The sequence below is a fragment of the Sinorhizobium sp. Y406 genome, from assembly GCF_058732025.1.
The window spans coordinates 1,454,788-1,473,304 of the sequence record NZ_CM178974.1 but is presented as its reverse complement, the minus strand read 5'-3'; the positions used below and the strand labels follow the sequence as shown (position 1 = coordinate 1,473,304).

At 62.6% G+C, this 18,517-nt stretch carries 13 protein-coding genes; 6 read left to right on the top strand and 7 right to left on the bottom strand.

The window, feature by feature from the left end; translation table 11 throughout:
• Window positions 1–76 precede the first annotated feature (76 nt).
• On the top strand, window positions 77–1,888 hold the full coding sequence (locus AC4P1R_RS07085; protein ID WP_069458573.1) for a potassium/proton antiporter: 1,812 nt from the start codon (window positions 77–79) through the stop codon (window positions 1,886–1,888).
• A 189-nt stretch (window positions 1,889–2,077) separates the two neighbouring features.
• On the opposite strand, the gene AC4P1R_RS07080 is transcribed toward AC4P1R_RS07085, so the two are convergent.
• The 5 genes from AC4P1R_RS07080 to AC4P1R_RS07060 form a co-directional block, all read right to left on the bottom strand.
• Window positions 2,078–2,485: an NUDIX hydrolase gene (locus AC4P1R_RS07080; protein ID WP_069458574.1), complete on the bottom strand. Its 408-nt coding sequence runs from the start codon at window positions 2,483–2,485 to the stop codon at window positions 2,078–2,080.
• 12 nt (window positions 2,486–2,497) lie between these two features.
• Window positions 2,498–4,000: a DEAD/DEAH box helicase gene (locus AC4P1R_RS07075; RefSeq protein WP_069458632.1), complete on the bottom strand. Its 1,503-nt coding sequence runs from the start codon at window positions 3,998–4,000 to the stop codon at window positions 2,498–2,500.
• Window positions 4,001–4,188: 188 nt separating this feature from the next.
• A complete protein-coding gene (locus AC4P1R_RS07070) occupies window positions 4,189–5,523 on the bottom strand; it encodes a M23 family metallopeptidase (protein ID WP_069458575.1) in 1,335 nt (444 codons plus the stop codon).
• A 91-nt stretch (window positions 5,524–5,614) separates the two neighbouring features.
• Complete coding sequence (locus AC4P1R_RS07065) at window positions 5,615–6,442, bottom strand: ferritin-like domain-containing protein (protein ID WP_069458576.1); 828 nt, start codon at window positions 6,440–6,442, stop codon at window positions 5,615–5,617.
• Between the two features lie 2 nt (window positions 6,443–6,444).
• Window positions 6,445–6,921, bottom strand: coding sequence for a peroxiredoxin (locus tag AC4P1R_RS07060; RefSeq protein ID WP_069458577.1), 477 nt, complete (start codon window positions 6,919–6,921; stop codon window positions 6,445–6,447).
• Window positions 6,922–7,330: 409 nt separating this feature from the next.
• Here AC4P1R_RS07060 and AC4P1R_RS07055 point away from each other — a divergent pair, with 409 nt between their 5' ends.
• Window positions 7,331–10,717: a YhdP family protein gene (locus AC4P1R_RS07055; RefSeq protein ID WP_492177535.1), complete on the top strand. Its 3,387-nt coding sequence runs from the start codon at window positions 7,331–7,333 to the stop codon at window positions 10,715–10,717.
• Between the two features lie 131 nt (window positions 10,718–10,848).
• On the opposite strand, the gene tyrS is transcribed toward AC4P1R_RS07055, so the two are convergent.
• A complete protein-coding gene (gene tyrS, locus AC4P1R_RS07050; protein WP_069458579.1) occupies window positions 10,849–12,102 on the bottom strand; it encodes a tyrosine--tRNA ligase in 1,254 nt (417 codons plus the stop codon).
• A 161-nt stretch (window positions 12,103–12,263) separates the two neighbouring features.
• Here tyrS and AC4P1R_RS07045 point away from each other — a divergent pair, with 161 nt between their 5' ends.
• Both AC4P1R_RS07045 and AC4P1R_RS07040 read left to right on the top strand, forming a co-directional pair.
• A complete protein-coding gene (locus AC4P1R_RS07045) occupies window positions 12,264–13,418 on the top strand; it encodes an anhydro-N-acetylmuramic acid kinase (protein ID WP_492177534.1) in 1,155 nt (384 codons plus the stop codon).
• A gap of 113 nt (window positions 13,419–13,531) precedes the next feature.
• A complete protein-coding gene (locus AC4P1R_RS07040) occupies window positions 13,532–14,725 on the top strand; it encodes a GGDEF domain-containing protein (protein ID WP_492177533.1) in 1,194 nt (397 codons plus the stop codon).
• Window positions 14,726–14,806: 81 nt separating this feature from the next.
• Here AC4P1R_RS07040 and AC4P1R_RS07035 read toward each other — a convergent pair whose 3' ends face one another.
• Complete coding sequence (locus AC4P1R_RS07035; RefSeq protein ID WP_069458582.1) at window positions 14,807–15,484, bottom strand: alpha/beta hydrolase; 678 nt, start codon at window positions 15,482–15,484, stop codon at window positions 14,807–14,809.
• Between the two features lie 222 nt (window positions 15,485–15,706).
• On the opposite strand from AC4P1R_RS07035, the gene AC4P1R_RS07030 reads away from it, so the two are divergent.
• Together AC4P1R_RS07030 and sufB are read left to right on the top strand one after the other, a co-directional pair.
• Window positions 15,707–16,873 carry a cysteine desulfurase family protein gene (locus AC4P1R_RS07030; RefSeq protein WP_492177532.1) on the top strand — a complete coding sequence of 389 codons (1,167 nt, stop codon included), beginning with the start codon at window positions 15,707–15,709 and terminating at the stop codon, window positions 16,871–16,873.
• 153 nt (window positions 16,874–17,026) lie between these two features.
• Window positions 17,027–18,496 (top strand): Fe-S cluster assembly protein SufB, encoded by a 1,470-nt coding sequence (gene sufB, locus AC4P1R_RS07025; protein ID WP_071015405.1) that lies wholly within the window; start codon window positions 17,027–17,029, stop codon window positions 18,494–18,496.
• Window positions 18,497–18,517: the final 21 nt, after the last annotated feature.

Here is an 18,517-nt window from a genome sequence, read left to right as displayed (position 1 = left end):
CGGCCATAAGGATACGTATCGACTTACATGATGTTCACCCACCGAACTGAGGAAGGAGGCGCCGCCAGGCCGAACGATGCTAGATGCGATCTTCCCGGCTTTCCTTGTGGCCGCTGCCCTCGTGCTGGCGTCGGTGATGAGCAGCGCGTTGGCGTACCGCTTCGGTGCGCCTCTGCTGCTGGTCTTCCTGGGCGTTGGTCTCCTTGCCGGCGAGGATGGTTTCGGCATCAGCTATGACGATGCAGAGTCGGCGTATCTGATCGGCAGCCTGGCACTCGCGATCATCCTTTTCGACTCCGGCTTCGACACCAAGCTCAAATCCTTCAGGCAGGCCGCGGCACCGGCCATCACGCTGGCCACTCTGGGCGTGGCCCTTACGGCTGGCCTAGTCGGAGTGGCCGCTCATTATGTTCTCGGCCTCCCTTGGCTGGAGGCATTCCTCCTCGGCGCGATCGTCGCGTCCACGGACGCAGCCGCGGTGTTCTTCCTGCTGCGTGTCGGCGGTATCACCATCCGGGATCACGTGCGCTCGACGCTCGAGGTGGAGTCCGGATCGAACGATCCCATGGCAATCTTCCTCACTCTTATTCTGCTTGAGCTCATCCTCGCGGGCGGGAACCAGAAAGACCTCTGGCAGGAGATCGCGACGGGTTTCGCGATGCAGATGGGCATGGGCGCCATCACCGGGATCATCGGCGGCTACGCGATCGTAGCTGCCGCCAACCGGATAAAGCTCGAAGGAGCACTCTATCCCATTGGCGTCATTTCGTCGGCGATTTGCCTGTTCGGATTGGTGGGTGTGATGGGGGGCAGCGGCTTCCTCGCCGTTTATGTTGCAGGGCTGGTTGCCGGCAACAGCCAGATCACTGGGCATGCCGGGCTGCGACGCTTCATGGAAGGGCTCACCTGGATCGCTCAGATTGCCATGTTCCTGACGCTGGGATTGCTCGCCACTCCATCAGAATTCCTGGACGTCGCGATCCCTGCAATCGCCATCGCACTCGGGCTGACATTCATCTGCCGGCCGATGGCGATCTGGCTGTGCCTGCTGCCATTCCGCTATCAGCGCAATGAAACGGCGTTCATCTCCTGGGTCGGCCTTCGCGGGGCGGTCTCGATCCTGCTTGGCATCATCCCCTTGGCCGGAGGATTGGAAAACGGGCAGCTGTTATTCAACATCGCCTACATCATCGTGCTCACCTCGCTCCTGCTCCAGGGATGGACGATCCGGCCGATGGCTCGATGGCTCGGGCTCATCGTTCCCGCAAGAATCGGGCCGGTCGAACGGGTGGGACTCGATCTGCCGGGAAGATCCCATCACGAATTGATCGTTTATCGGGTGGTCAATGAAAGTCCTGTCCTGCAGGGCGAGCGCCTGCCGCGGTGGGCGCGGCCGTCGCTGGTCGTTCGCGACGGCCGATCCATGCGGTATCAGTATGCGGGGCACCTGCAGAAAAATGACCTGGTCTATATGTTCGTCGCTCCGCAATATATCCGGCTGCTGGACCGCCTTTTCGCAAGTCCCAAGCGCTTGAGTCAGGACGACGCCGAGTTCTTCGGCAGGTTCACGCTTGACCCGAAGAAGCCGCTCTCTTTGCTCGTAGATGCCTATGATCTGCAATCCGTTCCGGAACGGCATTTGAACAATTCGATCGCAGATTTCATGGTGCAGCGGCTCGGCGGAACAGCCGAAGTGGGAGACAGAGTTGCATGCGGCGAGGTCGACCTGGTCGTGCGCGATGTCCGCGCGGATGGGGAAATCGCGGAAGTTGGACTAGCGGTGGACCAGGCCCAAGGCCAAGCCCAGATTCCATTGTTCTTAAGCGGTGAGGAGATTTGGAGGTGGGTGAAAGAAAAAACGAAGCGGAAATTATCCCCCGACAGGTGATTGGGTCCTGACGGGTACCCCTGCGTGAGCTTGAGATCGCCTGACGGCGCCGAAGCCCGGGCAGCGGTTCGACAGGTCAGTGTTCACCTTGGGCGGCCTTGTAGGGGAGATGGCCGGCAGGCCAAGAGGAATTGGCGAGGTGCGAATGCGGCGGATGAAGCACACCCATTCCCATCCGGCGTGTTGTGTTCAGTCAAGCGCCCGCACGGCATCGGCTGCGAAGCGTGACAGCGGCTGGGGCAGGGCGGAGAGGTCGAACCAGCCGATATCGGACAGCTTGTCCGGCTCCGTGAGGCGCGGCTCGCCGGAAAAATCGTCCGTCACGTAAATCAGCGAGATCCAGTGCTGGCGGTCGGCTTCGATCATCTGCTCACTGACGCAGAGAAAGCGTGTCGAATGGATCGACAGCCCGCTTTCCTCTTCCGCCTCGCGCCGGGCAGCGTCCTGCGCCCGTTCCATGTGGTCGACCTTGCCGCCGACGATGCTCCAGTGGCCCGCCTCCGGCGCCTTCAGCCGGCGGCAGAGCAGGATCCTGCCGTCGCGAAGAACCGCAAGTCCGCAGCCAAGTCCTGGAAAGTCGATTCCGGGGTATGCCATGACACCCGGATATCAGGCCTTGCCGGCAATCAGCATGAAGGCTGGGATCTCATCGCCGAAGCCGAGCGGCGTCGGGCCATCATCGTGGTCGCGACGGTTGCGGCCGCGACGATCGCGATTGTCGTCATTGGCCGGCGTCTGCGCTCGGCCGGGACGATTGTTGCGGCCGGCCTGGCTATGCTTGTTCTCGGCGTTCCGTTCCGGTTTCACCGCTACCACCCTTTCCACGACTGATTCGAGTTCGGCCACACTATCGCTGTGGGCGGTATCGGCTTTATGTTCGGCACGGTCCCTCCCGGAACGCTCCACATCTTTTTTGCGGTCCCTGCGACCATCGCGGCCGCGGCGACCGTTTTCATGGCTCTCCATTGGCTCCGGCAGTTCCGAGAGGTCCCCGCTCAGCCACTCGACCTTTTGGCCGATCAGCTTCTCGATAGCGTCGGAAAATTTCACGTCGCGCTTGGTGACGATGGTGAAGGAAGCGCCGGAGCGGCCAGCGCGGCCGGTGCGGCCGATGCGGTGCACATAGTCTTCCGCATGGATCGGCACGTCGAAATTGAAGACATGGCTGACATCGGGGATGTCGAGGCCGCGGGCCGCGACGTCCGAGGCGACGAGGAGCTTGATGTTACCGTCCTTGAAATTCGCAAGCATCGTCATGCGCGAGCGCTGATCCATGTCGCCATGCAGCGCGCCGACGGAAAAGCCGTGGCGATCAAGCGACCGGAAGAGCTCGGCAACGTCCTTCTTGCGGTTGCAAAAGATGATTGCGTTCTTCAGTTCATCCTGCGAGCGGATGAGATCGCGCAGCATTGCGCGCTTCTCGTAGTCCTTCGCATGCGACGCCACGAAACGCTGCGTCACCGTAATCGCCGTCGAGGAGCGGCGCGCGACTTCGACGCGTTCGGGGTTTTGCAGGAACCGATCGGCAAGTTTCTGGATCTCCGGCGGCATCGTCGCCGAGAAAAACAGCGTTTGCCGGGTGAAGGGGATCAGCTTGGCGATGCGCTCGATGTCCGGGATGAAGCCCATGTCGAGCATGCGGTCGGCCTCGTCGATGACCAGGATCTCGACGCCGCTCATCAGGAGCTTGCCCCGCTCGCAGTGATCGAGCAGCCGACCGGGCGTGCAGATCAGGACATCCGCGCCGCGCTCCAGCTTGCGGTCCTGTTCATCGAAGGAAACGCCGCCGATCAGCAGTGCGATGTTCAACTTGTGGTTCTTGCCGTATTTGTCGAAGTTCTCCGCCACCTGGGCGGCGAGTTCGCGCGTCGGCTCGAGGATGAGGGTGCGCGGCATGCGGGCACGGGCGCGGCCCTTTTCCAGAAGCGTCAGCATCGGCAGCACGAAGGATGCGGTCTTGCCCGTCCCGGTCTGTGCAATGCCCAGAATGTCGCGGCGCTGAAGGGCCGGCGGAATGGCACCTGCTTGGATCGGGGTCGGCGTTGCATAGCCCGCATCGGCAACGGCGGAGAGAACTTTTTGGCTCAGGCCAAGATCAGCAAAATTGGTCAATGTGGAAACTGTTTCCGTTTCGTTCAATAGAACATAAGGTCGGTCGGTGAAAAACCACCACCACGTGCCAGCGCTCTTAAGGCGGAAGTCGCCGAAAGTCAAGAAATCCAGCATCTTGATGCGTGCGGCGGTCAATTGAACGAAAAACCACCCGGTTTTCCTTCAAGGCTTGACCGTCCCGGCCGCCTTCAATCGATGTAGTCGGCGAGTTTTGCCCCGGCGCTCAGGAACCGCATCGGATCGACGGCCTCGCCGTTCAACCGCACTTCGTAGTGAAGATGAGGGCCGGTCGAGCGGCCGGTGCTGCCGGATTTGCCGATCACCTGATCGGCCTTCACGCGGTCGCCGACATTGACCAGAACAACCGCGAGATGCGCGTACCGCGTCGACACGCCGTTGCCATGGTCGATTTCGATCAAATTGCCGTAGCCGCCCGCCGCCCCCGCGGCCGTCACCGTTCCCGCCGCGGTCGACCGGATGCGCGTGCCGGTCTGTGCACGGAAGTCGACGCCGGCGTGAAGCGCCAACCGGCCGAAAAACGGGTCCAGCCGGTTCCCGAAAGTGCTGGTGATATCGTTTGCCGGCGCCGGACTTGCAAGCGGCAGCTTTCGGGCAGCGGCGCGGGTCTGTTCCAGTTCGAGAAGGGCGCTGTCGAGTGCAGCCAGGGACTGCTCGAATTCATCCTCCCGTTGCGGCTCGACAAAGGGCCCGCCAATCCCCGTCGATTCGCCGGTTCTCAAGACAGCGGATGTGACGTCGGCCGCTTCATGATCGGGCAGGACGACCCCCGTCCGATCGACGATCGATCTGATGGCCTCGGAGACGCGCAGTGCGCCGTCCGTCATTTGCCGGATATGGGCCATCTGCTCGTGCGCGACACCTTTCAGGGACAGCGTCACCCTCGAGAAGACCCGGTCGGCGCGGTCGGATGTGGTCTCTCCGGCCCCAGCCGTGGCCGTGATCGGCGCAAACGCTGCGCGAGCAGTGGGCGCACCGTTGTTCGGCTCGGCCATGCCGATGATCTTTTCGATCGCCTCGAGCCCGCTTTTGGTGCCGGCGTGTTCCTCGTAAGCCAGCGGCTCCGTGTTGGGCAGCGATGCATCGTGCCCGATCGGTACAACTGATTCAGGACCGATGCCCAGAGCGTCCAGCCGCTCGCCGCGCGACGAAATCTCGAGCTGCTGCTGCAGGAGTTTTTCGACCTTCTCCTCGACGACCTGCTGGTCCAGCAATTGCCGGCTCGTCACCCGGTCGACCTGCGCGCGAAGCGCGGTGATTCGGTCCTCATATTCGTGCTGCATGCGCGCCTGGCGGGCGATCGTGCCACCGATCAAATCGTCGCGAAGCACGAGATAGGTGGTCGCGGCCAGATAGCCGATGGCGAATGCGCCGATAATGGAGGTAGTGATGGCCACCATCCACGGACGAATGGTGACATGCCTGATCCTGTTGCCGCTTGCGAGAATCAGGACGTGGCTCTGCGATCGTCTCCCGAAAGCGCCGTTTGCCGGACGAACAGACACTCACTTGCCCCCACCAGTTGCGAAATAATCCGCGTTGCCCGGCGGCGATTACACTTTATTAGCGTTAACAAATCCTTGAACGCACCCCGTCTCAGATGCTGGTCGAGGCCGTCATCGATCTGTAGAAAGACGGCGTCATCCCGGCTTCGGCGCGCGCAATGTCATTGAATGGCGCCTTTAGGGGGCCGCGGAAATTCGCCCGCACCAGCGCCTGGAAGGTCGCGGCCGGATCCTTTCGCTGCCGGGCACAGAGAAAGCGGAACCACTTGGCTCCGACGGCGACATGGCCCTTCTCATCCTCATAGATGACGTCGAGAACGGCAGCACTCTCGTGGTCGCCGGTCTCGCGCATCTTCGCCTGCAGCGCCGGCGTGACGTCGAGTCCGCGCGCTTCCAGGATCAAAGGCACCACGGCGAGGCGGGCGGTCAGATCGTTTCGCGTGTCGTGGGCGGCCTGCCAGAGGCCGTCATGCGCCGGCAGGTCGCCATAGTCCGCGCCGAGGTCGTTCAGCCTCTGCCGGACCAGGCGGAAATGCTTCGCTTCCTCGAAGGCGACCTGCATCCAGCCGTCGAAGAAGGAATGCGGGACCGGCTCGCCAGCGAAACGGGCGACAATGTCGAGCGCCAGGTCGACCGCGTTCAGTTCTATATGGGCGATCGCGTGGAGGAGGGCGATGCGTCCTTTCAGAGAGCCGAGAGAGCGCCGCCTGACCTGCGTCGGCGGCGTCAGGATCGGCCTTTCCGGCCGACCGGGGCGCGCCGGAACGGAGCGGTCGAGCGGAGAGCGCAATGATAATGTGCGCGCCTGCCAGCGCCGGTGGGCCTCCCGGGTCAGTTCAGTCTTCGCGTCGAGGTCCGCTGCCCGGACCGCTTCGACGGCCGCGCCGCGCAAGCTGTGGAAGTGCGGAAGCGTCGGCATCGTCAGCCGGCGGTAAGCGCTTTTGCGGCGGCAAAGACCTCCTCGGCATGGCCGGGGACTTTCACCTTTTCCCAAACGCGGTGGATTGTGCCCTGCGCATCGATCAGAAAGGTGGTTCGTTCCACACCCATATATTTGCGGCCATACATGCTCTTTTCCACCCAGACGCCATACGCATCGACAACCACCTTTTCTTCGTCCGCGGCAAGCGGGATCGTCAGTCCATGCTTGCCGACGAAGCGGTCATGGCTTTTGACCGAATCGGGCGAGATGCCGACCAGCACGACGCCAAGCGCTGCGAACTCCTGCGCAAGTCCTGAGAACGCGATTGCTTCCTGGGTGCAGCCCTTGGTGTCGTCCTTGGGATAGAAGAACAGGACGACCGGCTTTCCGCGCAGCGCAGAAAGAGAAAGCGAACCGCCGCCGTCGCGGGGAAGCTCGAAATCCGGGGCGGTGTCGCCGGACCGCAATAGTGCCATGATTGAGCCTTTCTTACGCCAAGTTTTCTGGACATTTCCCAGGTACTGCATGACGCCCCGGAACGGAACCGGCTGGGGAGAGTATCATGAGGTATTTTCGAGCGCTTCAGCGATCCGGCCATGGTGGCCAGGGCACGGCGTCGCAGGTTCATCGAGGATCGTGCCGAGCTTCCGGCGGATTTGTGATGGATTCTTGACAGGCGCGCGACGGGTTTTTGCATTATGACCCGTGATCGCCGCACGGAATCGGACGGAAGGCTGGACTCCGTTCCGCAGCATGCGAAGCGAAGGTGGCTGGGTTCCGCGAATTGTGATCTAGTTGGGGCACAAACTGGACCCGGGGCCGGCCCGACATCGGGCATGACAGGGGAGACTCGATGCAGCATTCACGTGGAGGACGCCTGCGGAGATGAACGAGATCCGCGGCGAAAGGATTTGCTTTCGCAAGGAAGACATCGTCGCGCTGCATGCGCTGCCCTCTGCGCAAGCCCATGATCCGGTCATCGTGCATACGCCGTCGTCCGGTGGGGCGGCGCGCCTGTGCGGTCAGATATTTCTCTGCCTTTCGCTTGTCATTTTCGTGATCGTTGCGTCCCTCGTCGCCGTCGTCGAAAGCGGCATCGCCGACGCCCCCCTGAATGCCCGCGCGCGCGAGGCTCTGAACGGCGCGCTTGGCCCCGCTTACCGTGCCGAAGTAGAGAGCACCGTCCTTCGCGTGACGGGCCGAGGCGCCCTCGCACTCAAGGCACGTGGGGTGACCCTGAAGGAGGGCGGGGCGGGGCGTCCCGTCGTCAGGCTTGCGGCCGTTTCGATCGCGCTCGATCCGGTCGCATTGCTGACGGGCCGTATATCGGTATCGAGACTCGAAGCAGACGGGGGCGATCTCGACACCGGGCTGTTGCCGCGCGGCGAACCCATCAATCTCGCGGCGATTCGCATCGCCGATGTCGGCACCGCCCTTGAAGCGCTGTTTGCGCATGTGGACGGCATGTCGCGGCTGACCGCGACCAGCGCAACCCAGAGGATTCGGCTTTCCGACTTCAGCCTGTCGGTGACCGGCGCGCGCGGTCGAACCGTCCCGATCCACATCGACTCCCTGGACTTCGCCCGCGAGCCGGACGGTTCCATCCGCGTCGACGGCGCGGTGGCCCTGGACGGTAGACAGACGCATCTGGCGGCACGCGCCTTTGGCAATGGCGGGCGTCTCACCGGCCTCGAGGCCGCACTGGAGGACCTGCCCCTCGCGCCTTTCCTCTATCATGGAAGAGCGGGAAACGAGGACGCCTTCGGTATAGACGCGGCCGCCGGCGTCAGACTGAAGGCGACGCGCGCCGCGGATGGCACGAAACCAACGCTCGCCGTCGCCGTCAGGACCTCCGAGGGACGCTTCCACGCCGGCGGGCTGGCCTCCGCACTCAATCCGTCGGAGCTGAACATCTCCTATGACTTCGAGCGGTCCTCGGTGGAGATTCTGCCGTCCATGGTGAGGATCGGCCAGTCGGCATTTCCTTTCACCGGCGCCTTGGTCGATCTCGACAAGGTCTCGACTACCGGCAAAAGAGGTTTCGCCGTCGACCTGCTTCTCAGGGATGCCAAGTCCGCTCCGGAAGACATGCCGGAGCGCCCGCTTGCCTTCGACGCCAAAGCGAACGGGAGATTCGAGGCCGACAGCAACCGGCTGATCTTCGACCGATTGATGATATCGAGCTCGCAGGGCTCGATGGCCGGTTCGCTTTCGGTCGCCTTCGGCAAGACCTCGCCGCAGATCAGTTTCGTCGCACTGAGCGATCGGATGCATTCGACTGCCATCAAGCAATTGTGGCCCTGGTGGATTGCCAAGGGTGCCCGGCGATGGGCCAACGCCAACCTGTTCGGCGGCACGGTCACCGATGCCCGGATCGAAGTCTCGATTCCGGAGGGACGCATTGCTGCGAGCGGGGGCGATCTCAGGCTCGACGAGCACGAGCTCAATATAAACTTCGCCATCGACGATACGCGTATAAATATCGCCGGCGAGATACCGCCGCTGCGTGACACGTCGGGCAACTTCCGCCTGAGCGGCAAACGCATGTCGGTAGCAGTCGGCAAAGGCGTGGCCTATTTCCCCTCCGCGCGGTCCGTGACCCTGAATGGCGGGGAATTCGTCATTCCCGACGTTCACACAAAGCCGCTGATGGCGGAGATGAAGATCGAGGTTGGCGGTCAGGCCGATGCCATCGCCGAGCTCGTCGCCTACAGGCCGATCCATGCGCTCCAGAAAACGCCGTTCGTGCCGGAGGACTTTACTGGACCGGTGACCGCCCTCGTCGGCGCGCGGTTCGGATTGATCATGGATCAGAACCCGCCGCGCCCGCTTTGGCAGGCGGAGATGCGGCTGCAGGACGTGACGATCAACCGTCCGGTTGCCGGGCGCTCCATTGCCGACCTGAGCGGCACGATGAGGATCGACAACAGCAAGGCAGTCCTTGATGCGGATGCCTCGATCGACGGCGCGAAAATGCGGATCGCCCTCACCGAACCGGTGGATCCGGCCGCCGATGTGAAGAGGACGCGCGACATTTCCGGAACGCTGGACGACGCCGCGCGACGCAAGATCGCCCCCGCCCTGTCCGGGATCGTCAACGGACCGGTCAGGGCCGAGGTTTCGCTCGCCGAGGACGGCAGCCAGTCCGTGAAAGCCGATCTCACCGGGGCTTCGCTGTCGCTGCCCTGGATCGGCTGGAGCAAGGGCGCCGGCATTGCGGCCAATGCGGTATTCACAGTGAAAGCTACGGGCGGCGTCACGGAGATAAGGGATTTCCGTATCGCGGGCGACGGCTTCGGCGCAACCGGTGACCTCCGCGTCGATGATGCGGGCCTGGCTTCGGCACGGCTTGATGGCGTCAGCCTCGCCCATGGCGACGACTTTGCAGTCGATGTCGACCGCGGCAAGGGCGGATACACCGTGGCCCTGACTGGTCCATCGGCGGATATCCGGCTACCACTGGCGCGGGCGAAGGGCGGCGCGAACTCCGGCGACGACGGCAATGTGAGGATCAGTGCGCGGCTCGACCGGGTTATCGGCTTCAACGGCGAGGTCTTGTCAAATGTGAACTTTGCCTATTCGGCGCGCGGCCAGCAGATCGACGATATCGATCTGTCTGCTGTCACCGGAAGCGGCCAGGCAGTGGTCGCCAGGATGGTGAAGGCGGGGGCGGACAACACGCTCGAATTGACGACGAGCGACGCGGGCGCGCTCGCGCGCTTCGCCGACGTCTACCGCAATATGCGAGGCGGGCTCCTCAATCTCAGGCTGCGCGACCGGGGCGCCAGGTCCTGGCGCGGCGCGGTCGACCTCAGGAAGTTCTCTCTCATCGGGGAACAGAAGCTGCAGTCGATGGTCTCGACCCCCGCCGGGCAGGACGGCCGCAGTCTCAGCCAAGCCGTGCGACGGGATATAGACGTCAGCACGGCACGCTTCGAGCGGGGCTATGCACAACTGCTCCTGGATCGGGGCATGATTCGGGTCGACGGCGGCGTCCTGCGCGGCGTCGATGTCGGCGCGACCTTCCAAGGCACGATTCGCGACGCGAACGGTCGCATGGACATGACTGGAACATTCATGCCCGCCTATGGCCTCAACCGCATTTTCGCCGAGCTGCCGCTGATCGGCGGCTTGCTCGGCAACGGCCGCGACCGCGGGCTGCTCGGCATCACGTTCAAACTGACGGGGCCCTTCGATCAGCCGAGCCTGTTGATCAACCCGCTGTCGATCATCGCACCGGGCGTTTTTCGCAACATATTCGAGTTTCAATAATCCGATGCGGCGGACCGAGGATCCGCCACCATTTCCACGCTCTGCCGAAGTGAACCGAATGCGCCCTGGACAGGATCCCCCGCGACAGGCGCAGGGGTGTCCCCCGGCCGCTACGAGCGTTGCGCTCAGCCTCAGACGGGGCGCACCAGCATGTGTTTCTTCTTGCCGAGCGAGAGCTTGACGACGCCATCTCCGGTGACGTCGGCGCTTGCGACGATCCGGCGTTCATCGCTGACCGGCTGGTCGTTGATCCGCACGGCACCACCCTGAACGTGCCGCCGCGCTTCGCCGTTCGAAGCGGCGAGACCGGCGCGCACCACGAGCGTCAACAGGCCGAGGCCGGCCTCGAGTTCGGCGGCTGGGACCTCGACTGACGGCAGGTTCTCGGCAAGCGCCCCTTCCTCGAAGGTCTTGCGCGCCGTTTCGGCGGCCTGCTCAGCGGCAGACCGCCCATGCAGCATGGCGGTGATTTCGGTCGCGAGGATCTTCTTTACCTCGTTGATCTCGGAGCCGCCGAGCTGCGACAATCGAGCGATTTCGGGCATCGGCAACGTCGTATAGAGCTTGAGAAAACGCGTCACGTCGGCATCCTCGGTGTTGCGCCAGTACTGCCAAAACTCGTAGGGGCCGAGCATGTCCGGATTGAGCCAGACCGCGCCGTTGACCGACTTGCCCATCTTCGCCCCCGACGCCGTCGTCAGTAGAGGCGAGGTGAGGGCGTAGAGCTGCGGGGTGCCCATGCGGTGGCCGAGATCGATGCCGTTGATGATATTGCCCCACTGATCCGAACCTCCCATCTGGAGACGGCAATCGTAGCGCTTGTTGAGCTCGACGAAGTCGTAGGCCTGCAGAATCATGTAATTGAATTCGAGGAAGGAGAGCGAGTGTTCGCGCTCGAGCCTCGTTTTCACGCTGTCGAAGGAGAGCATCCGATTGACCGAGAAGTAACGGCCGACGTCGCGCAGGAATTCGAGATAGTTGAGCGAGCGGAGCCACTCCGCATTATTGATCATCAGGGCCGTATTCGGGCCTTTGTCATAATCGAGATAGTTGGCGAAGACGCGCTTGATCGAGGCGATATTGCTTTCGATCGTCTCAACGGTCATCAACTGCCGCGCTTCGTCCTTGAAGGACGGGTCGCCGACCATGCCGGTGCCACCGCCCATCAGCGAGATCGGCCGATGGCCGGTTGCCTGGAGCCAATGCAGCATCATGATCTGGATAAGGCCGCCCGCATGCAGGCTCGGCGCCGTCGGGTCGAAGCCGATATAGGCCGTCACGGTTTCCTTCCGCAGCAGGTCGTCGAGACCGGCATCATCCGATGTCTGATGGATGAAACCGCGCTCGCTAAGGGTGCGAAGAAAATCGGACTTGAACTCGGACATAAGCTGTCTCTTTCGGCTTGATATGACGTCTGCGGCGGGCCTTTATCACTGTTTTGCCGAAAGTGCACGTTTTTGCTGGGGCCGGTTTTTGCTATGAACAGCGGGGCCGAGGGGGCGCCACGCACCTCCGATTCTCGAGCTTCAATGCAGAGGAGATTCATTTGGGCAGGATTTGGACCGCGATCGGCCTGATGAGCGGTACCAGCATGGACGGTATAGATGTCGCCCTCATCAGGACCGATGGCGACAGCATCGTCGAACGCGGCCCCTCCGCCGGCTATGCCTATGATCCAGCCTTCCGACTGCAACTGAAGCAGGGGCTGGAGGATGCGCGGGCGATCGAAGAGAGACGGGAACGGCCCGGCATACTCGCCGAACTCGAGCGAGACCTGACGGTGCGGCATGTAGGTGCCGTCAAGGCATTCCTGCGTGAAAACAACATGTTGCCGGAAAATATTGATGTGGCCGGATTTCATGGACAAACCGTCCTCCATCGCCCGGCTGACGCTTTGACGGTGCAGATCGGCGATGGCGAACTGCTGGCAAAGGAGACGCGAATCGACGTCGTCTACGACATGCGCGCAAACGATATGGCCCATGGCGGCCAGGGGGCGCCGCTCATCCCGGCCTATCATGCGGTGCTCGCACGCGGTCTCGCCAAGCGGGAGGCGATCGACGCACCTATCGTCTTCGTCAACATAGGCGGCATTTCCAATCTCACCTATATCGGCGCCGGCGACGAACTCGTCGCCTATGACAGCGGCCCCGGGAATACGCTCATCGACCAGTGGGTGGAGGCGCATGCCGGTATCCCTTACGACCAGGGCGGCATGATCGCGAGCGAGGGGACTATTCTGCCGCAGCTCCTCGACCGGTACCTTTTGCATCCTTTCTTCACGGCGGAGAAGCGCCGATCGCTCGACCGCAGCGACTTTGCGCCGCCCGCGCCGAGCGATGCAAGCCTCGAGGATGGCGCCCGCACGCTGGCGCGTGTGACCGCCGCGGCGATCACTCGCTCTGCGCGCCACCTGCCTTCGAAGCCCGCGACCTACATCGTCTGCGGCGGCGGCCGTCTCAATCCGATCATCATGCGAGACCTCGCCGCGCTTGCCGCGGAGGAGGGCGGGCGCGTATTTGCCGCGGAGGCGCTGGAGCTCAATGGCGATTCGATGGAGGCTGAAGCCTGGGCCTACCTCGCCGTCCGCTCGCTACGCCGCCTGCCCCTGACCTATCCCGGCACGACAGGCGTCGAACGGCCGATGAGCGGCGGACGGATGGCGGCCAAACCGGCAAACCCGCTGGAGTTCAAGCCTTGATACCATGGCGGCTTAATGTTTTCTTCGCGTCCGGCCGCTAATCTGCAGTCCGTTGCGCAACAGGGCATTTTGCAGGTCGGCCGACCTGCCGCGAGGAGTTTTCGGTTCTGTCGATGGGTGGTGCAATTTCCCTTTTGGCGGTGAACTTCATCATTGCCCAGGTCTTCGTGGTGGCCTTCCTCGTCATTGCGGCAAGAAGCCGGACAAGACGGCCGGCGATCTGGTGCGCCGCCGGCTTTGCCGTGGCGTCCCTTTCGGCTGTGTTCGAAACCGTTCTGCCATTTACGCCTGTACCGAAGCTTTTCGCCGTCGGCGCCTTTGCCAGCGTCCTTGCCGGCCTCCTTCTCATCCGCTTCGCACTCGGGCTTTTTTATCGGGTTCCAGCGAAGCTGCTGCACCTCGCTATCTTCTTCACCGCTGGCGTCGCTCTCGACGTGATCATCTATGAGTTGCCGCGCGGAACGTTGCAGCACGCCTTCTTTTATCAAATGCCGTTCTGTCTCGTGCAGGCTTGCTCCGCTGCGACCGTCCTCCGGTCCGAGCGACGGTCGCAGGCGGACAAGATCCTGTTCTGCCTCCTCAGCCTCAGTGCGATCTATTACCTCGTGAAGATCCATGCCGCGATGGCCGCCGGATCCGGCTCAACCGCAGCGGATTATCTCACAAGCACTTTCGCGCTGATCTCGCAGGCTTTGGGGGCCATGCTGATCGTCGCGGCCGGTGTGGCGATGCTTGGCGTTATGGTCAAGGAGATCATCGACGATGCGCATGCCAGGTCGGAACTCGATCCACTGTCCGGCCTCTATAATCGCCGCGGCTTCATGGAACGCGTAGCTCCATTCCTGCCGGCGAACCACGACGACGGTCCCGGCACGCTGATCCTTGCCGACCTCGACCGCTTCAAGCTCGTCAACGATACATATGGCCACCATGCCGGGGACGAAGTCATCCGGCAGTTCGGCCGCGTGTTGCTCGACCTCATGCCGGGCCAGGCCGTCGCGGGGCGCCTCGGTGGTGAGGAGTTTGCCGTCTTCCTTCCGCGCGTGAGCCTGGCCGACGCCCGCGTGCTTGCGCATGGAATGCGTGCCGCATTGGCGTCGAGGGGGATCGAGGGGCTTCCCGAAACGGTCGCGGTCACTGCAAGCTTCGGGGTTGCTGCAATCGCCGCGGAAGAGCCGTTGGAAATGGCAATGCGACGCGCTGACAAGGCGCTCTATGCCGCAAAGGCTGCCGGCAGGAATCGCGTGGAATGCGCGGAGCCGTCGATGCATCTCGTTAAAGAGCTATATCGACCGCTGCGCGTCTGAGACGGCGGCGATCCCCGGAACCAAGAAGGCCCGGAATCCGCTTGCGATTTCCGGGCCACTGCTCCAATGAACCGATGTGCCTCAGCGGATACGCTTTGCCGCAGGCTCCGGCACCAGTTCGCCGTTGAGGCGGCGGTCGAGATAGTCTTCGCATTCCGCCATCAGCGTTTCGACCTGGCCGTTGAAGAAGTGATTCGCCCCGGCAACCGTCCTGTGCGTGATGAGAATGCCCTTCTGCGACTTCAGCTTGTCGACGAGGCCGTGCACATCCTTCTCGGGCGCCACCTTGTCAGCATCGCCATTGATGATCAGGCCGGAAGACGGGCAGGGCGCCAGGAAGGAGAAGTCGTAGATATTCGGCTGCGGCGCAACGGCCAGGAAGCCCTCGATTTCCGGCCGGCGCATCAGAAGCTGCATGCCGATCCAGGCGCCGAAGGAATAGCCGGCCACCCAACAGCTTTTCGAATCCGGATGCAGGCTCTGCACCCAGTCAAGCGCCGATGCGGCGTCCGAAAGCTCGCCGGCGCCGTGATCGAATTCGCCCTGGCTGCGTCCGATACCGCGAAAGTTGAAGCGCAGAGTGGTGAAGCCGCGCTTTTGAAACATGTAAAAGAGCTGGTAGACGATCTGGTTGTTCATCGTGCCCCCGAACTGCGGATGCGGATGCAGGATGATCGCAATCGGTGCACTCTTCTGCTTCGAAGGCTGATAACGGCCTTCGAGGCGACCGGCCGGTCCGTTGAAGATGATTTCGGGCATTGGCTCTCCAGGGATGTTTCCGGTTCAAATCGTGGTTTCAGTGCCGATCTGTCTTGACGAAAGCACTCAGCTTTTCTAGAACCACTTTAGAACCGTTCAAAACTTCGGTGCGGGCATTCCGCCATGTGCCTCGTCTCTTAAGGCAAGCGGCGCGGAAAATTCAAGAAAAATGCAACGGCACCGAGTTTGTGGAATGGCGAGTTCGTTTTGACGAAGGAAAGCATGCCGAGGGCGCGTATTTATATGGATTGGAATGCGACGGCGCCGCTTCTGAGCGAAGCGCGCGAAGCCGTTCTGTCCGCGCTCGACATCAATGGCAATCCATCGTCCGTGCACGGGGAAGGCCGGGCGCTCCGGGCGATCGTCGAAAGCGCCCGTCGCGACGTGGCCGCGCTCTGCGGGGCACAGCCGGCCGCGGTGACCTTCACCAGTGGCGCCACCGAGGCGGCGAACATGGTGCTGACGCCTCATTTCCGCATGGGCCGCACGCCGCTCAAGCTCGGCAAGCTCTATGTTTCGGCGATCGAACATCCGGCCGTGCGCGAGGGTGGGCGTTTCGCGCGCGAAATGATGGGCGAGATCCCCGTGTCGAGCGCCGGCCTGGTCGATACGGGAGCGCTGGAGGCCTTGCTCGGCGCCCATGATCGTCAGTCCGGCCTGCCGATGGTGGCCGTGATGCTCGCCAACAACGAAACCGGAATCATCCAGCCGATCGCCGAGATTGCCGCGATCGTGCGCACGCATGGCGGCCTCCTCGTGGTGGACGCGGTCCAGGCGGCGGGGCGCGTGCCGCTGTCGATGGAGGCGCTTGGCGCCGATTTCCTCATCGTCTCCTCGCACAAGATCGGCGGACCGAAGGGGGCAGGTGCCCTGGTGGCCCGCGGCGAGGTCATGATGCCATCGCCGCTCATCCACGGCGGCGGACAGGAAAAAGGACATCGCTCCGGGACGGAGAATGCGCCGGCCCTTGCAGGATTCGCGGCCGCGGCCCGAATGGCGGTCGGCAATTTAGAGGGCCGCATGGGCGCCATCGCTACGCTGCGCGACCGCCTCGAGACGGAGATGCGTTGCCAAGCGCCGGACGTGGTGATCCATGGCGCGGACGTCCCGCGACTCGCCAATACCACCTTCTTCACCCTGCCGGGGCTGAAGGCTGAAACGGGCCAGATCGCCTTCGATCTCGAGGGCGTCGCGCTCTCGGCAGGTTCAGCATGCTCTTCCGGCAAGGTAGGACAGAGTCATGTGCTGACGGCAATGGGTTATGATCCCCGCCAGGGCGCGTTGCGCATTTCGATCGGCGAGAGCACGACGCAAGCGGAGATCGAGCAGTGCGCCGCCGTGTTCGCGAAAGTGGCGGCTCGCCGCCGGGCGAGTGGACAGGCGGCGTGAGCAAGGGAAGGTTTGGACGAAATTGCGGAAAAGCAATTTTCCGCTTGGCAAACGGGGTGAAAAGCGCCTTTTAGCCATTACATAAGCGGTGCGCAAACCAGCATCGAGTTGTCAAGCTGCCGGACCTTGGATCCGGCGAGATTGGAGAACGACATGCCTGCCGTGCAGGAAACGATTGATCAGGTCCGCCAAATCGACGTGGACCAGTACAAATACGGCTTCGAGACGAAGATCGAAATGGACAAGGCGCCGAAGGGCCTGTCCGAGGACATCATCCGTCTCATCTCTTCCAAGAAGAACGAGCCGGACTGGATGCTCGAATGGCGCCTCGAGGCCTATCGCCGCTGGTTGACCATGGACGAGCCGAGCTGGGCGCGTGTCCGCTATCCGAAGATCGATTTCAACGAGATTCACTACTACGCCGCGCCGAAGGGCACGACCGGGCCGAAGTCGCTCGACGAGGTCGATCCGGAACTGCTCAAGGTCTACGAGAAGCTTGGCATTCCGCTGAGGGAGCAGGAGATCCTTGCAGGCGTCGAGAAGTCGAAGATCGCCGTCGATGCGGTGTTCGACTCCGTCTCGGTCGTCACCACCTTCAAGGAGGAACTGAAGAAGGCCGGCGTGATCTTCATGTCGATCTCCGAGGCGATGCGGGAGCATCCCGATCTCGTACGGAAATATCTCGGCACGGTCGTCCCGCAGTCGGACAATTTCTATGCGACGCTGAATTCCGCTGTCTTCACCGACGGTTCCTTCGTCTATGTGCCGAAGGGGGTCCGGTGCCCGATGGAACTCTCGACCTATTTCCGCATCAACGAGAAGAACACCGGCCAGTTCGAGCGCACGCTGATCATTGCCGATGAAGGCGCCTATGTTTCCTATCTGGAAGGCTGCACCGCGCCGCAGCGCGACGAGAACCAGCTCCACGCGGCGGTCGTCGAACTGATCGCGCTCGACGATGCCGAGATCAAGTATTCGACGGTGCAGAACTGGTATCCGGGCGACAAGGAAGGCAAGGGCGGCATCTACAACTTCGTCACCAAGCGCGGTGATTGCCGCGGCAAGAACTCAAAGATCTCCTGGACCCAGGTCGAGACCGGCTCGGCGATCACCTGGAAATATCCGTCCTGCATCCTGCGCGGCGATGGTTCGCGCGGTGAGTTCTACTCGATCGCCGTTTCCAACGGCCATCAGCAGGTCGACTCGGGCACCAAGATGATCCATCTCGGCAAGAACACGTCGAGCCGCATCATCTCCAAGGGCATTGCCGCCGGCGTCTCCGACAACACCTATCGCGGCCAGGTTTCTGCCCACCGCAAGGCGGAGAACGCCCGCAACTTCACCCAGTGCGACTCGCTCCTGATCGGCGACAAGTGCGGCGCGCACACGGTGCCCTATATCGAGGCGAAGAATTCGACGGCGCAGTTCGAGCATGAGGCGACGACCTCGAAGATCTCCGAGGACCAGCTTTTCTACTGCCTGCAGCGCGGTATCCCGGAAGAGGCGGCGATCGCACTGATCGTCAACGGCTTCGTCAAGGAAGTCATTCAGGAACTGCCGATGGAATTCGCCGTCGAGGCACAGAAGCTGATCGGCATCTCGCTGGAAGGCTCCGTGGGCTAACCCCACACGCATAATCGAACC

Excerpts from the sequence above, each read along its gene's own strand:
- AC4P1R_RS07085 (WP_069458573.1), top strand. The coding sequence starts at position 77 with ATGCTAGATGCGATCTTCCCGGCTTTCCTTGTGGCCGCTGCCCTCGTG.
- AC4P1R_RS07080 (WP_069458574.1), bottom strand. The coding sequence starts at position 2,485 with ATGGCATACCCCGGAATCGACTTTCCAGGACTTGGCTGCGGACTTGCG.
- AC4P1R_RS07065 (WP_069458576.1), bottom strand. The coding sequence starts at position 6,442 with ATGCCGACGCTTCCGCACTTCCACAGCTTGCGCGGCGCGGCCGTCGAA.
- AC4P1R_RS07060 (WP_069458577.1), bottom strand. The coding sequence starts at position 6,921 with ATGGCACTATTGCGGTCCGGCGACACCGCCCCGGATTTCGAGCTTCCC.
- AC4P1R_RS07055 (WP_492177535.1), top strand. The coding sequence starts at position 7,331 with ATGAACGAGATCCGCGGCGAAAGGATTTGCTTTCGCAAGGAAGACATC.
- tyrS (WP_069458579.1), bottom strand. The coding sequence starts at position 12,102 with ATGTCCGAGTTCAAGTCCGATTTTCTTCGCACCCTTAGCGAGCGCGGT.
- AC4P1R_RS07040 (WP_492177533.1), top strand. The coding sequence starts at position 13,532 with ATGGGTGGTGCAATTTCCCTTTTGGCGGTGAACTTCATCATTGCCCAG.
- AC4P1R_RS07035 (WP_069458582.1), bottom strand. The coding sequence starts at position 15,484 with ATGCCCGAAATCATCTTCAACGGACCGGCCGGTCGCCTCGAAGGCCGT.
- AC4P1R_RS07030 (WP_492177532.1), top strand. The coding sequence starts at position 15,707 with ATGCCGAGGGCGCGTATTTATATGGATTGGAATGCGACGGCGCCGCTT.
- sufB (WP_071015405.1), top strand. The coding sequence starts at position 17,027 with ATGCCTGCCGTGCAGGAAACGATTGATCAGGTCCGCCAAATCGACGTG.